The 14,136-nt window shown below is 45.5% G+C and carries 24 protein-coding genes; all 24 read right to left on the reverse strand.

Translation table 11 applies throughout. From position 1 onward, the window contains the following. Nucleotides 1-2: 2 nt before the first annotated feature. Nucleotides 3-500 (reverse strand): 30S ribosomal protein S5, encoded by a 498-nt coding sequence (gene rpsE / locus CHI14_RS28680; protein ID WP_017692091.1) that lies wholly within the window; start codon nt 498-500, stop codon nt 3-5. A gap of 27 nt (nt 501-527) precedes the next feature. Continuing rightward, complete coding sequence (gene rplR, locus CHI14_RS28685; RefSeq protein WP_095293412.1) at nt 528-896, reverse strand: 50S ribosomal protein L18; 369 nt, start codon at nt 894-896, stop codon at nt 528-530. A gap of 117 nt (nt 897-1,013) precedes the next feature. Next, nucleotides 1,014-1,556: a 50S ribosomal protein L6 gene (gene rplF / locus CHI14_RS28690; protein WP_090924669.1), complete on the reverse strand. Its 543-nt coding sequence runs from the start codon at nt 1,554-1,556 to the stop codon at nt 1,014-1,016. A 30-nt stretch (nt 1,557-1,586) separates the two neighbouring features. Then, nucleotides 1,587-1,985, reverse strand: coding sequence for a 30S ribosomal protein S8 (gene rpsH, locus CHI14_RS28695; RefSeq protein ID WP_095293413.1), 399 nt, complete (start codon nt 1,983-1,985; stop codon nt 1,587-1,589). 32 nt (nt 1,986-2,017) lie between these two features. Further along, nucleotides 2,018-2,203, reverse strand: coding sequence for a type Z 30S ribosomal protein S14 (locus CHI14_RS28700; protein ID WP_009226651.1), 186 nt, complete (start codon nt 2,201-2,203; stop codon nt 2,018-2,020). 74 nt (nt 2,204-2,277) lie between these two features. Then, nucleotides 2,278-2,820 carry a 50S ribosomal protein L5 gene (gene rplE / locus CHI14_RS28705; protein WP_095293414.1) on the reverse strand — a complete coding sequence of 181 codons (543 nt, stop codon included), beginning with the start codon at nt 2,818-2,820 and terminating at the stop codon, nt 2,278-2,280. Nucleotides 2,821-2,852: 32 nt separating this feature from the next. Next, nucleotides 2,853-3,206, reverse strand: coding sequence for a 50S ribosomal protein L24 (gene rplX / locus CHI14_RS28710; protein ID WP_024633578.1), 354 nt, complete (start codon nt 3,204-3,206; stop codon nt 2,853-2,855). Nucleotides 3,207-3,247: 41 nt separating this feature from the next. Continuing rightward, a complete protein-coding gene (rplN, locus tag CHI14_RS28715) occupies nt 3,248-3,616 on the reverse strand; it encodes a 50S ribosomal protein L14 (protein WP_090905289.1) in 369 nt (122 codons plus the stop codon). 35 nt (nt 3,617-3,651) lie between these two features. Then, entirely contained in the window at nt 3,652-3,918 is a 267-nt protein-coding gene (rpsQ, locus tag CHI14_RS28720; RefSeq protein ID WP_095293415.1) for a 30S ribosomal protein S17, read from the reverse strand. A gap of 48 nt (nt 3,919-3,966) precedes the next feature. Further along, complete coding sequence (gene rpmC / locus CHI14_RS28725; protein WP_017692083.1) at nt 3,967-4,164, reverse strand: 50S ribosomal protein L29; 198 nt, start codon at nt 4,162-4,164, stop codon at nt 3,967-3,969. Further along, the gene (rplP, locus tag CHI14_RS28730) at nt 4,154-4,588 is read right to left on the reverse strand and encodes a 50S ribosomal protein L16 (RefSeq protein ID WP_017692082.1); all 435 of its coding nucleotides are present in this window, start codon (nt 4,586-4,588) and stop codon (nt 4,154-4,156) included. The genes rpmC and rplP overlap by 11 nt, the downstream gene beginning before the upstream one ends. A 2-nt stretch (nt 4,589-4,590) precedes the next feature. After that, nucleotides 4,591-5,256, reverse strand: a complete 666-nt coding sequence (rpsC, locus tag CHI14_RS28735) for a 30S ribosomal protein S3 (protein ID WP_090924673.1) — start codon at nt 5,254-5,256, stop codon at nt 4,591-4,593. A 15-nt stretch (nt 5,257-5,271) separates the two neighbouring features. Then, the gene (gene rplV, locus CHI14_RS28740) at nt 5,272-5,604 is read right to left on the reverse strand and encodes a 50S ribosomal protein L22 (protein ID WP_095293416.1); all 333 of its coding nucleotides are present in this window, start codon (nt 5,602-5,604) and stop codon (nt 5,272-5,274) included. Between the two features lie 35 nt (nt 5,605-5,639). Continuing rightward, complete coding sequence (gene rpsS / locus CHI14_RS28745; RefSeq protein ID WP_095293417.1) at nt 5,640-5,918, reverse strand: 30S ribosomal protein S19; 279 nt, start codon at nt 5,916-5,918, stop codon at nt 5,640-5,642. A 71-nt stretch (nt 5,919-5,989) separates the two neighbouring features. Then, nucleotides 5,990-6,820, reverse strand: coding sequence for a 50S ribosomal protein L2 (gene rplB, locus CHI14_RS28750; RefSeq protein ID WP_095293418.1), 831 nt, complete (start codon nt 6,818-6,820; stop codon nt 5,990-5,992). A gap of 31 nt (nt 6,821-6,851) precedes the next feature. Continuing rightward, a complete protein-coding gene (gene rplW, locus CHI14_RS28755; protein ID WP_024633586.1) occupies nt 6,852-7,142 on the reverse strand; it encodes a 50S ribosomal protein L23 in 291 nt (96 codons plus the stop codon). Next, on the reverse strand, nt 7,142-7,765 hold the full coding sequence (rplD, locus tag CHI14_RS28760; protein ID WP_095293419.1) for a 50S ribosomal protein L4: 624 nt from the start codon (nt 7,763-7,765) through the stop codon (nt 7,142-7,144). The genes rplW and rplD overlap by 1 nt, the downstream gene beginning before the upstream one ends. Nucleotides 7,766-7,790: 25 nt before the next feature. Beyond that, nucleotides 7,791-8,414, reverse strand: coding sequence for a 50S ribosomal protein L3 (gene rplC / locus CHI14_RS28765; protein WP_095293420.1), 624 nt, complete (start codon nt 8,412-8,414; stop codon nt 7,791-7,793). A gap of 43 nt (nt 8,415-8,457) precedes the next feature. Beyond that, nucleotides 8,458-8,766, reverse strand: a complete 309-nt coding sequence (rpsJ, locus tag CHI14_RS28770; protein ID WP_017692074.1) for a 30S ribosomal protein S10 — start codon at nt 8,764-8,766, stop codon at nt 8,458-8,460. 436 nt (nt 8,767-9,202) lie between these two features. Continuing rightward, on the reverse strand, nt 9,203-10,393 hold the full coding sequence (gene tuf, locus CHI14_RS28775; RefSeq protein WP_095293421.1) for an elongation factor Tu: 1,191 nt from the start codon (nt 10,391-10,393) through the stop codon (nt 9,203-9,205). 99 nt (nt 10,394-10,492) lie between these two features. Then, nucleotides 10,493-12,571, reverse strand: coding sequence for an elongation factor G (fusA, locus tag CHI14_RS28780; protein ID WP_095293422.1), 2,079 nt, complete (start codon nt 12,569-12,571; stop codon nt 10,493-10,495). Nucleotides 12,572-12,618: 47 nt separating this feature from the next. Beyond that, nucleotides 12,619-13,089 (reverse strand): 30S ribosomal protein S7, encoded by a 471-nt coding sequence (gene rpsG, locus CHI14_RS28785; protein ID WP_056697679.1) that lies wholly within the window; start codon nt 13,087-13,089, stop codon nt 12,619-12,621. 86 nt (nt 13,090-13,175) lie between these two features. Beyond that, nucleotides 13,176-13,598: a 30S ribosomal protein S12 gene (gene rpsL, locus CHI14_RS28790; RefSeq protein WP_017692070.1), complete on the reverse strand. Its 423-nt coding sequence runs from the start codon at nt 13,596-13,598 to the stop codon at nt 13,176-13,178. A 154-nt stretch (nt 13,599-13,752) separates the two neighbouring features. Next, nucleotides 13,753-14,001, reverse strand: coding sequence for a ribosomal L7Ae/L30e/S12e/Gadd45 family protein (locus CHI14_RS28795; protein WP_076292165.1), 249 nt, complete (start codon nt 13,999-14,001; stop codon nt 13,753-13,755). Nucleotides 14,002-14,136 lie beyond the last annotated feature (135 nt).

The following is a 14,136-nucleotide window of genomic DNA, read 5'->3' on the forward strand; positions in this document are numbered from 1 at the left end:
CCTTAACCCAGAAGCTCTTCGACGGATTTTCCGCGCAGTTTAGCCACGTCTTCAGCACGCTTCAAACGGGACAAACCTTCCAAAGTCGCATTGACCATGTTCATGGAATTCGAAGAACCCAGAGATTTTGTCAAAATGTCACCTACACCAGCAAGTTCGAGAACCGCACGTACAGGACCACCAGCGATAACACCAGTACCTTCAGATGCTGGTTTCAACAGAACGCGTCCTGCGCCGAACTTACCTGTTACCAAGTGAGGAATCGATGTTCCTACGAGTGGAACGTGTACAAGGTTTTTCTTAGCATCTTCAATACCTTTGCGAATTGCATCAGGTACTTCGCCCGCTTTACCGATACCAGCTCCAACCCAGCCGTTGCCGTCGCCGACTACAACCAGTGCGCTAAAGCTGAAACGGCGTCCGCCTTTTACTACTTTAGCTACGCGATTAATATTTACAACTCTTTCAGTCAGTTCCAAAGTATTCGGATCTACACGCAAGTCGTTAACCTCCTTTTGAAAAATATCTTAAAACTCAAGTCCTGCTTCACGAGCCGCTTCAGCCAATGCTGCGATACGACCATGGTACAGATATCCGCTACGGTCAAATACGATGTTAGAAACGCCTTTGTCTTTCGCACGTTTTGCAACGAGTTCGCCAACTTTACGAGCTGACTCAACAGAAGCGCCGTTTTTGATGTCGCTGCTCAGTTCTTTGTCTACAGTAGACGCGGAAGCGATCGTTACACCAGCTACGTCATCGATAATTTGAGCGTACATATGTTTACCAGAACGGAATACGTTCAAACGAGGACGTGCTGCCGTTCCTTGGATTTTCTTACGAACACGCAGGTGTCTTTTCAGACGAGCCTTGTTTTTATCTTGTTTCGTAATCATCTCAGGGATTCACTCCTTTCAGGTTACCTCGCTGGCTTCAAACCGGAAGCCACGGGGTATATTAGAAACACACGAAGCAAGCAAGCCGAAAGCCGCGCAAAGGCGGTAAGAGAAATCTTATTTCTTCTTACCGGCTTTACCTTCCTTACGGATGATACGCTCGCCTTCATATTTAATACCTTTACCTTTGTACGGCTCAGGTTCACGAACGGAACGGATTTTAGCAGCGTAAGCACCTACGCGCTCTTTGTCGATCCCGCGAACGATGATTTTTGTATTCGAAGGAACTTCGAATTCAATTCCCGCTTCCGGTGTAATTTCAACCGGGTGAGAGTATCCAACGTTCAGAACGATTTTATCTCCGGATTTGCTTGCACGATATCCGACCCCAACCAACTCCAGAGATTTTGCGAATCCTTCAGTAACGCCGCTCACCATGTTGCTTACAACGCTGCGCGTTGTGCCGTGCAAAGAACGGTGAGTTTTGTTATCGGAAGGACGCACAACTGTAATTTCGTTGTTCTCAACTGTAACCTTCATGTCTTTATGAAGTTCACGAGTCAGAGTTCCTTTTGGTCCTTTTACCGTAATAACGGTGTTGTCCAGTGTGATGTCCACACCACTTGGTACTGTAATTGGTTTGCGACCAATACGAGACATATGTTGCACCTCCTATCTTGTGACGTTATATTACCAAACGTAGCAAACGACTTCTCCGCCGGATTTAGATTGACGAGCTTCTTTGTCCGTCATAACACCTTTGGATGTCGAGATGATCGCGATACCCAGGCCACCAAGTACACGAGGTACTTCGTTGCTTTTCGTGTAAACACGAAGACCAGGTTTACTGATTCTTTTCAGACCAGTGATAACGCGCTCGTTATTTTGACCGTATTTCAGGAAAACACGGATAATCCCTTGTTTGTTATCATCGATAACTTCAGCGTCACGGATGAAACCTTCACGCTTCAGGATATCGGCGATTTGTTTTTTCATTGTCGAAGCAGGCATTTCTACTGTTTCGTGACGAACAGTGTTCGCGTTACGAATACGAGTAAGCATATCTGCAATTGGATCAGACATAGTCATTGTGAGTTAACCTCCTTCCCGTTCAGGACTTTTTACCAGCTTGCTTTTTTCACGCCAGGAATCTGGCCTTTATAAGCTAATTCACGGAAGCAAATTCTGCAAATTTTGTACTTTTGCAGCACCGAATGTGGACGTCCGCAACGCTCACAGCGTGTATAAGCACGTACTTTAAACTTTGGTGTGCGTTGTTGTTTAACTTTCATCGAAGTTTTTGCCACTTTAGCCTGACACCTCCTAAATAATTTCGGAGAAAAGGGAGTCCTTCCAGACACCCGGAAACGTTATGCCAACTTTATTTTACGAAAGGCATTCCCAGTTGCGTGAGCAACTCACGGGACTCTTCGTCTGTTTTCGCCGTTGTTACAATAACAATGTCCATACCGCGGACTTTGTCTACTTTATCATACTCGATCTCTGGGAAGATCAATTGTTCTTTCAGACCCAGTGTGTAGTTACCACGTCCGTCGAACGCTTTGCTCGATACACCGCGGAAGTCGCGGACACGAGGCAATGTAACGTTGAACAATTTATCGAGGAAGTAGTACATACGCTCGCCGCGCAATGTAACTTTCACACCGATAGGCATGTTCTCACGCAGTTTGAAACCTGCGATAGATTTCTTAGCACGAGTGATTACAGGTTTTTGACCCGCGATCAGTTGCAAATCGTTTACTGCGGAATCCAACACTTTAGAGTTTTGGACAGCGTCGCCCACACCCATGTTGATAACGATTTTCTCGATTTTAGGCACTTGCATTACCGTTGTATAGTTAAACTTCTGCATCAAACCAGGAGCGATTTCTTGCAGGTAACGTTCTTTCATTCTTGATGCCATGAATCATAGCCCTCCTTTCTCATTCGGTTCAATTAGTCGATAATTTCTCCGGAACGTTTAGCAACGCGCACTTTCTTTCCGTTATCCAACACTTTGTAACCAACACGGGTTACTTTTCCGCTCTTTGGATCGATGTGCATCACGTTGGAAACGTGAATCGGAGCTTCCTTCTCGATAATGCCGCCTTGCGGATTTTGCTGGTTAGGCTTCTGGTGTTTTTTGATCATGTTAACACCTTCCACAAGGACGCGGTTCTCACGAGGATAAGCAGCGATGACACGGCCTTTTTTACCTTTGTCTTTACCGCTGATCACCATAACCGTATCTTCTTTTTTAACGTGAAGTTTGTTGTTATGGGATTCCAGAACTTTTTTCACTCTTGGCATTTCGTACACCTCCTGTTTCTAAACATCACGAGCTTAATCTATTAGATAACCTCTGGGGCCAAGGAAACGATTTTCATGAAGTCTTTCTCGCGAAGTTCACGAGCAACAGGTCCGAAAATACGTGTTCCACGTGGGCTTCTGTCGTCTTTTACAACAACAGCTGCATTTTCATCAAAACCGATGTAGGAACCGTCTTTACGACGTACAGAACGTTTCGTACGAACGACAACCGCTCTAACTACATCACCTTTTTTGACAACGCCGCCTGGTGTTGCTTGTTTTACAGAACAAACGATCAGATCACCGATTTGTGCTGTACGACGTCCCGTACCGCCGAGTACGCGGATACACATCAGTTCCTTCGCACCGGAGTTGTCGGCTACAGCCAAACGTGTAAATGGTTGAATCATTTAGTATTCCTCCTTCCAGCTATGCTGATAATGCATTAGATGATAACCGCTTTTTCTACGATTTCAGTAAGTCTCCAGCGTTTATCTTTCGAAAGCGGACGAGTCTCCATGATTTTCACCGTGTCACCGATTTTCGCAGTGTTTTCTTCGTCATGCGCTTTGAACTTTTTAGTAACCTTGATGCGTTTATGGTACAATTTATGGTTTTTGTAAGTTTCTACAGCAACAACAATCGTTTTATCCATTTTATCGCTAACAACTTTACCAGTTTGCACTTTACGTGCGTTACGTTCTTCGCTCATTGTTGGCCTCCTTCCTGATTACGGACGGAATGTATATCCGACCTCTAATTAACCGATACCCAGTTCTCTTTCACGGATGATGGTTTTAGCACGAGCTATTTCTTTCCGCACATCACGGATTCGAGTCGGGTTATCCAGCTGACCGGTAGCGAGTTGAAAGCGGAGGTTAAAGAGTTCTTCTTTAAATCCGGCAATCTTTTGCTCGATTTCAGCAGAGGTTAGGTTGCGAAATTCACTAGCTTTCATTTGCTTCACCACCCAATTCTTCACGTTTCACAAACTTCGTTTTGATTGGCAGTTTGTGAGCGGCAAGACGCATCGCTTCGCGTGCGATCTCCTCCGGTACACCTGCAAGTTCAAACATGATCTTACCTGGTTTCACAACTGCAACCCATTTTTCTACGTTACCTTTACCGCTACCCATCCGAACCTCGAGAGGCTTTTGAGTGATTGGTTTGTCAGGGAAAATTTTGATCCAGACTTTACCACCACGTTTGATGTAACGAGTCATCGCAATACGAGCCGCTTCGATTTGACGGTTCGTAATCCAAGCCGGTTCCGTAGCTTGCAGACCGTATTCGCCAAAGTTCAGCGTAGTTCCGCCTTTTGCTTGGCCTTTCATATGTCCGCGTTGTTGCTTACGGTGTTTTACACGTTTTGGTACCAACATGATTAGTTGCCTCCTTCCTTAGCAGCTTGTTTCTTAGCCGTAGGAAGAACCTCTCCACGATAGATCCATACTTTTACGCCGATACGGCCGTAAGTTGTATGAGCCTCTGCTGTACCGTAGTCGATGTCGGCACGAAGCGTGTGCAGTGGAACAGTTCCTTCGCTGTAGCCTTCCGAACGTGCGATCTCAGCACCGCCAAGACGTCCGCCCACTTGAGTTTTAATACCTTTTGCACCAGAGCGCATTGTTCTTTGAATAGCTTGTTTCAGAGCACGACGGAAAGAAACGCGACGTTCCAGTTGTTGTGCAATGCTTTCTGCTACCAGGATTGCGTCCAGGTCTTGGTTCTTAATTTCAGAGATGTTGATGTGTACTTTTTTACCGCCAGCAATTTTCGTAATTTGGTTACGAAGATTCTCAACTTCAGATCCACCTTTACCGATTACCATACCTGGTTTCGCTGTGTGAATCGTTACGTTCACGCGGTTAGCCGCTCTCTCGATTTCAACACGAGACATAGCGGAGTCTTTCAATTTATTTTTCAGGAATTCACGAATTTTCACGTCTTCCATCAAAAGATCACCGAAGTCTTTGCCTGCATACCATTTAGATTCCCAGTCACGGATAACTCCGACACGGAGTCCGACCGGATTTACCTTTTGGCCCACACGTTTTCCCTCCTTCTACTTTTCAGATACCACCAAAGTGATGTGGCTAGTACGTTTGTTAATACGACTTGCACGTCCCATTGCACGAGGGCGGAAACGTTTCATTGTCGGTCCTTGGTTCACGTAAGCTTGCGAAATGACCAAGTTATTAACATCCATAGAATAGTTATGTTCCGCATTCGCAATAGCGGAGTTAAGCAACTTCTCAACGATTGGAGAAGCGGATTTCGGAGTGTGACGGAGAATGGCAACCGCCTCACCAACTTGCTTGCCGCGAATCAAGTCAACAACGAGTTGAACTTTACGAGGAGCAATCCGGATAAACTTAGCATGTGCTTTTGCTTCCATTGTGTAACCTCCTCTCAAACATTAAAGATGTTCATTTATCTTCTTGTTTTCTTGTCATCATCAGTATGGCCTTTGTACGTACGGGTTGGAGCGAACTCACCCAATTTGTGTCCGACCATGTCCTCAGTCACGTATACTGGCACGTGTTTACGTCCGTCATATACGCCGAATGTGTGTCCGATGAATTGTGGGAAAATTGTAGAGCGACGGGACCAGGTTTTGATAACGTTCTTTTTACCGGAAGCGTCCATCTCTTCTACCTTTTTCAGCATGTAGCCATCAATGAATGGCCCTTTTTTCAAACTGCGACCCATGTGGAGATCCTCCCTTCAAACGTAGCGTTTATGCATCCGCAGATGCCTCACGAAGTTATGCACAGTGTGTATTACTTCGTGCGGCGGCGAATGATGTATTTATCAGAAGCTTTATTTTTCTTACGCGTTTTGTAACCAAGAGTAGGTTTACCCCATGGTGACATTGGCGATTTACGTCCGATTGGAGCACGACCTTCACCACCACCGTGAGGGTGATCGTTAGGGTTCATTACTACACCACGAACTTCAGGACGTTGTCCCAACCAACGGCTACGACCGGCTTTACCGATTTTGATGAGCTCGTGGTCTTGGTTACCAACAGAACCGATTGTTGCACGGCAAACTTTCAGAATACGACGTACTTCTCCGGAAGAGAGACGAACGGAAACGTATTTTTCTTCTTTACCAAGCAATTGAGCTTCTGTACCAGCAGCACGAACCAATTGTCCGCCTTTACCTGGTTTCAACTCGATGTTGTGGATAACGGTACCTACTGGAATGTTTTCGAGTGGCAGTGCGTTACCAATTTTGATGTCGGATTCAGGACCGGAGAAGATTTGATCTCCAACTTTCAATCCTTTAGGAGCGATGATGTAACGTTTCTCACCATCAGCATAGTGGATCAGGGCGATGTTCGATGTACGGTTCGGGTCATACTCGATCGTAGCAACGCGGCCCGGTATTCCATCTTTAGTACGTTTGAAGTCAATGATGCGGTATTTACGTTTGTGTCCACCACCGTGGTGACGAACTGTAATTTTACCTTGGTTGTTGCGGCCAGCCTTTTTGCTCAGTGGGGCCAACAACGATTTCTCCGGCTGATCTGTGGTGATTTCCTCAAATGTAGATACGGACATGTTCCGTCTTGCCGGGGATGTCGGTTTATACTTTTTGATTGGCACTGGGTTTCCCTCCTTACTTCAACAATTTCAATTATACAGTTTCAAAGAACTCAAGCGTTTTGCTGTCTTGTGTCAGTGTTACAAACGCTTTTTTCCATTCGCTAGTATATCCGGAATAACGTCCGTACCGTTTAGGCTTAGCTGGAACACGAAGAGTGTTCACGTTTTTCACTTTTACGTTGAAAATAGCTTCCACGGCTTTTTTGATCTCGGTTTTGTTTGCACGGATATCGACTTCAAATACATATTTCAAGTCATTCATCATGTCAGCAGTACGTTCCGTAATAATCGGACGTTTAACAATATCACGAGGATCCTTCATTACGCGAGCACCTCCTCTACCTTCTGAACTGCTTCTTTCGTAATGATCAGTTTGTCGTGCGCAAGCACGTCAAGAACATTAATGCCGTCAGCTGCTACGAATTTCACGCCAGGAATATTCCGTGCGGAAAGAGCCACATTATCATCATAGCTAGGAGCTACGATCAAAGCTTTGCGTCCAACTTTCAAGTTGTTCAAGATGGCTGCAAATTCTTTTGTTTTAGGTGTGCTCAGCGAAAGAGCATCCAAAACGATAATGTCATTGTCGAGCACTTTGGATGAAAGAGCTGATTTGATCGCCAAACGGCGAACTTTCTTAGGCAGTTTGTACGCATAGCTCCGTGGTGTCGGACCAAATACGATACCGCCGCCTTTCCATTGTGGAGAACGAATCGAACCTTGACGAGCGCGACCTGTACCTTTTTGTTTCCAAGGCTTACGTCCGCCGCCACGTACTTCAGAACGTCCTTTTACTTTGTGGGTACCTTGACGAAGGGAAGCGCGTTGCATAAGCACTGCATCGTACAGAACGGAAGTGTTCGGCTCTACTCCGAATACTGCATCGTTCAGTTCTACTTCGCCCACTTGGCTACCATCTACATTGTAAACTGATACTTTTGGCATTTTGTGTTCCTCCTTTCTTCAGTGGTTATTTTTTCACCGTTTCTTTAACTTTTACAAGACTGTTTTTCGGTCCAGGAATAGAACCCTTCACGAGCAACACGTTACGCTCAGCGTCTACTTTAACAACTTCAAGACGTTGGATTGTAACAGTCTCATGACCCATGTGTCCTGGCAAGTGTTTGCCTTTAGGAACGCGGTTAGCTTGGATCGAACCCATCGAACCCGGGCCACGGTGATAACGAGAACCGTGAGACATAGGTCCAGTGCTTTGTCCCCAACGTTTGATTACGCCGGCAAAACCTTTACCTTTAGAAATACCCGTTACGTCAACGAATTCGCCTTCTGCGAAAATGTCAGCTTTCAACTCTTGGCCAACTTCATATTCCGCGATGTTGATGCCGCGAAGTTCACGAACGTAGCGCTTAGGGGCAGTATTCGCTTTTTTAGCGTGTCCTGCTTCTGGCTTGTTGGCATTTTTCTCTTTCTTATCGGAGTAACCGATTTGAACTGCTTCGTAGCCATCGTTCTCAAGATCTTTCTTTTGCAAAACAACACAAGGTCCTGCTTCGATAACTGTTACTGGCACTACGTTACCATCAGCGGTAAACACTTGAGTCATTCCAAGTTTTTTTCCTAAGATACCTTTCATGTTGACACCTCTTTTCCTTTATACATGGTCTTGTTGATTTATATTACAGTTTGATTTCGATATCTACACCGGACGGTAGATCCAAGCGCATCAAGGCATCCACAGTTTGTGGAGTCGGGTTAACGATGTCGATCAAACGCTTATGTGTGCGTTGCTCGAATTGCTCCCGAGAATCCTTGTACTTGTGTACCGCACGAAGAATAGTAATGATTTGTTTTTCAGTTGGAAGCGGAATCGGACCGGATACACCAGCACCCGAACGTTTTGCTGTTTCAACAATTTTCTCCGCGGATTGATCAAGAATTCTGTGGTCGTAAGCTTTCAAACGAATACGAATTTTTTGCTTTGCCATTTTAGTCCCTCCTTCTATCGCCCAATTTATTATCGGACATACTCCGTGAAAATTTTCCAACAACCCTCCCATGGCAAAGGGGCCGGGTGTGCCAGTAACCTCTCACATCATCGCAACGTCTCAGAACAACATTCATTATTATATAGAAAAAATGGGCGTATTGCAAGCATATTTAAGAAAAACATTTAAACTAATCTTTTCATATCGAAATGACGTTGTTTAATGTGTTGTTTCATTGTTATGCAAGCTGCCTTAACCGATCTTTTATATACATCTGAATGCTATTCACATTATGACGCAGGTTCCGAATCTCTTATACATAATAAAAGAGTTCTTTATCCGATGTCGGATAAAGAACTCTTCCGAAGCTTCGTTACAGTACAATGTTACTCGTTCCAGTACACTGTTGCATATGCTTACTCAGCGGAAAGCTGAATTATTTTTGGATGGATGCTACCGCACCGGCACCAACCGTACGTCCACCTTCGCGGATCGCGAAGCGTGTACCTTCTTCAATCGCAATTGGATTGATCAGTTGTACAGTTACTGTGATGTTGTCGCCTGGCATTACCATTTCAGTACCTTCTGGCAGGTTGATGATACCTGTTACGTCAGTTGTACGGAAGTAGAATTGTGGACGGTATCCTGTGAAGAAAGGTTTGTGACGTCCACCCTCTTCTTTAGTCAGAACGTATACTTGAGCTGTAAATTCTGTGTGTGGTTTAACAGAACCTGGTTTAGCAAGTACTTGTCCACGCTCGATGCTTTCACGGTCAACACCACGCAGCAATGCGCCGATGTTGTCACCCGCTTGAGCGGAATCCAGCAATTTACGGAACATTTCAACGCCCGTAACTACGGATTTTTTAGTTTCTTCGTGGATACCCACGATTTCGATCTCTTCACCGACTTTAACAGTACCACGCTCTACACGACCTGTAGCAACTGTACCACGACCAGTGATGGAGAATACGTCCTCTACTGGCATCAAGAAAGGTTTGTCAGTGTCGCGCTCTGGAGTTGGGATGTAAGTATCGATTTCTTTGAACATCTCAACGATTTTTTGAGCCCACTCACCTTCAGGGTTTTGCAGAGCTTCACGAGCGGATCCACGAGTGATTGGAGTATCGTCACCTGGGAACTCATATTCGTTGAGCAAGTCGCGAACTTCCATTTCAACCAGTTCCAACAACTCTTCGTCTTCAACCATGTCGCATTTGTTCAAGAATACAACGATGTAAGGTACGCCTACTTGACGGGAGAGCAAGATGTGCTCACGAGTTTGTGGCATTGGGCCGTCAGCTGCGGATACTACCAAGATAGCTCCGTCCATTTGTGCCGCGCCAGTGATCATGTTTTTAACATAGTCGGCGTGACCTGGGCAGTCAACGTGAGCGTAGTGACGAGCGTCAGTTTCGTACTCAACGTGAGCTGTGGAGATTGTGATACCGCGTTCGCGCTCTTCTGGAGCTTTGTCGATTTGATCGAAAGCGATCGCTGCGCCACCGTAAGTTTTGGACAATACAGTAGTGATTGCAGCAGTCAGAGTTGTTTTACCATGGTCGACGTGACCGATAGTACCAATGTTAACGTGTGGTTTATTACGTTCGTATTTAGCCTTTGCCATTTGAACGTGGCCTCCTTAAAATGTTAAATTTTATGTTTTCACTGGACGTTAGCATCTAGAAGATTATATCCCTATGCACTAGCGTCCAGTGTGAGAAAACTACTCGGTGCCTTTTGTTTTGGCAACGATCTCTTCAGCGATGCTCTTAGGAACTTCTTCATAGTGAGAAAGCTCCATGGAGAATACGCCGCGTCCTTGAGTACCGGAACGAAGAGTTGTAGAGTATCCGAACATTTCGGACAAAGGTACTTTAGCACGAATGATTTGAGCTCCACTACGGGAATCCATACCTTCAATGCGGCCACGACGGGAGTTAAGCATACCCATAACGTCACCCATGTACTCTTCCGGAACGGTTACTTCTACTTTCATGATTGGCTCAAGCAGAACTGGACTACATTTGTCTTTTGCTGCTTTCAGCGCCATCGATCCGGCAATTTTAAACGCCATCTCGTTGGAATCGACATCATGGTAAGATCCGTCTACAATTGTAGCCTTAACGTCTACAAGCGGGAAGCCTGCAATAACGCCGTTTTTCATTTGCTCTTCAATCCCTGACAGTGCTGGTTGAATGTATTCTCTCGGAACCGAACCACCGACAATCTTACTTTCGAACTGACTGCCTGTACCTGGCTCGAGTGGTTCGAACTCAACCCATACGTGACCGTATTGACCACGACCACCGGATTGACGAACGAATTTACCTTCAACACGCGCTGGAGCACGGAATGTTTCACGGTAAGCTACTTGTGGTTTACCCACAGTAGTTTCAACCTTGAACTCACGACGCATACGGTCGATGATGATATCAAGGTGAAGCTCACCCATACCTGCCAAGATTGTTTGGCCTGTTTCTTCGTCAGTGTGAGCGCGAAGAGTTGGATCCTCTTCTGTCAACTTGCCGAGAGCAACACCCATTTTATCTTGGTCAGCTTTGGTTTTAGGTTCAACGGCGATTTCGATAACCGGATCAGGGAAGTTCATCGATTCCAAGATAACCGGGTTTTTCTCATCACATAGTGTATCACCTGTACCTGTATCTTTCAAACCTACGGCAGCTGCAATGTCACCGGAGTAAACTTCAGTGATCTCTTGACGGCTGTTCGCGTGCATTTGAAGGATACGACCGATACGCTCACGTTTGTTTTTAGTGGCATTCAATACGTAAGAACCGGATTGAAGAATACCGGAGTATACGCGGAAGAATGTCAATTTACCAACGTAAGGGTCAGTCATGATTTTGAAGGCCAATGCAGAGAATGGCTCTTCATCGGAAGACTTGCGAACTGCTTCAGTTCCATCTTCAAGGAGACCCTTGATTGCTGGAACGTCCACTGGAGCTGGCAAGTAGTCGATTACAGCATCCAACATCAGTTGAACACCTTTGTTACGATAAGAGGATCCACAGATTACTGGGAAGATCTTAACTTCTACTACACCTTTACGGAGAGCGGATTTGATCTCTTCAACAGTGATCTCTTCGCCTTCCAGGTATTTCATAGTCAATTCTTCGTCGAGTTCTGCAACCCGCTCAATCAATTCGTTGCGGAGTTCTTCAACTTGATCAGCAAATTCCGCAGGAATTTCGGTTTCTTCGATATTTTGTCCAAGGTCATCTTTGTACATATGAGCCTTTTGTTCAACGATATCGATGATACCAATGAAATCATTTTCAGCGCCGATTGGCAGTTGGATCGCAACAGCGTTCGCTTGAAGGCGATCACGCATGTCAGCGACAACGTTCAAAAAGTCAGCACCGATGATATCCATTTTATTTACGTAAGCGATACGAGGTACGCCGTAACGGTCAGCCTGTCTCCATACAGTTTCAGACTGAGGCTCAACGCCTTCTTTCGCACTGAATACACCAACTGCTCCGTCCAATACACGAAGGGAACGTTCAACTTCAACAGTGAAGTCAACGTGTCCCGGGGTATCAATGATATTAACGCGGTGGCCTTTCCAAGCAGCGGTAGTCGCAGCGGAAGTAATCGTAATTCCGCGCTCCTGTTCCTGTTCCATCCAGTCCATTGTCGCAGCGCCTTCGTGAACTTCACCGATTTTGTGCGTACGGCCTGTGTAGAACAAGATCCGCTCAGTTGTCGTGGTTTTACCCGCATCAATATGAGCCATGATCCCGATATTACGTGTATTTTTCAAGGAGAACTCTCTTGCCATGAAATGGGTCTCCCTTCAAAATTGAAGTTTTTATTGTGAACTGAATCCTACCAACGGTAGTGAGCAAACGCTTTGTTCGCTTCAGCCATTTTGTGCGTATCTTCACGTTTCTTAACGGAAGCGCCTGTGTTGTTGGAAGCGTCGATGATCTCAGCCGCCAAACGCTCTTCCATTGTTTTCTCACCGCGGTTGCGGGAGTAGTTCACGAGCCAACGTAAACCCAAAGCAGTACGTCTCTCTGGTTTTACCTCGATTGGTACTTGGTAGTTGGCACCGCCGACACGGCGAGCTTTAACTTCCAGGACTGGCATGATATTCTTGATTGCTGTCTCAAATACTTCCATCGGGTCATTACCCGTGCGTTCTTGGATCAACTTGAACGCATTATACAGAATGCTTTGAGCAACACCGCGTTTTCCGTCGAGCATGATGCGGTTGATCAAACGAGTAACCAACTTGGAGTTGTATACCGGATCTGGCAACACGTCTCTTTTCGTAACTGGACCTTTGCGTGGCATGGATATCCCCCTTTCTTTCTTGCTAAGCTGATCCTGTACTCTGGACATTAAGCCAAAGAATATTCAGGATCGCTTCTTATAATGTGTTAGGCTTTTTTAGCTTTAGGACGTTTAGCACCGTATTTAGAACGAGCTTGCATACGGTTGTTCACGCCTGCAGTATCGAGTGCTCCACGAACGATGTGGTAACGAACCCCTGCAAGGTCCTTAACTTTACCTCCGCGAATCAATACAACACTGTGCTCTTGCAAGTTATGTCCGATACCCGGGATATAAGCAGTTACCTCGAGACGGTTCGTCAAACGAACACGGGCATATTTACGAAGTGCAGAGTTCGGTTTACGTGGAGTCATTGTACCTACACGAGTGCAGACACCACGTTTTTGTGGGGCACTGATGTTAGTAGATTCACGTTTCAAAGCGTTGAACCCTTTTTGCAATGCTGGTGATTTGGACTTTTCAACTTTAGCTTGACGTCCTTTGCGTACCAGTTGGTTAATAGTTGGCATGTGATTGCCACCCCCTTCCTCAATTGTTCATGTTTCTTTATAAACCTCTTATCGCTAAGTCCACAGACCCAGGCGGTTCATAAAAAGACAAATGAAAAGTTTTTGCCTTGGAGAATCCCTAAAAAGTTCTCGGACAAAAACGTTCCTTACCCTATCATTTTGCGACAGCAGCCATTGCTGCTCCCACTCCAATCCCGCAGGCTTTGCCGAGATTTTTCATTGTGTCCACTTTCGTGTACTTCACATTGTGTTGTTCACACAAGGCAATGATTTTGGAAGTGAGCTGCGGATCACTATCTTCGGCCACATAGACCTCAGCAGCCATTCCTGACTGGACCATCCGCATGGTCTGTTTTGTACCTATTTTGACATGAGCATCTTGCAGGCCTTTTTCATTAGACATTGTTCATTCCTCCGAATAGGACATATACAATCAGCTGCTCACGCACCTTTGATATATTAGCATCTAGCGCAAGCAATGTCAATGCTAATCGTGAAAGATTTATTCAAAGTTTTCGCACATCAGGAAATGTCCGTC

The sequence above is a fragment of the Paenibacillus sp. 7516 genome (assembly GCF_002272715.1).
Taxonomy (GTDB): Bacteria; Bacillota; Bacilli; order Paenibacillales; family Paenibacillaceae; genus Paenibacillus; species Paenibacillus illinoisensis_A.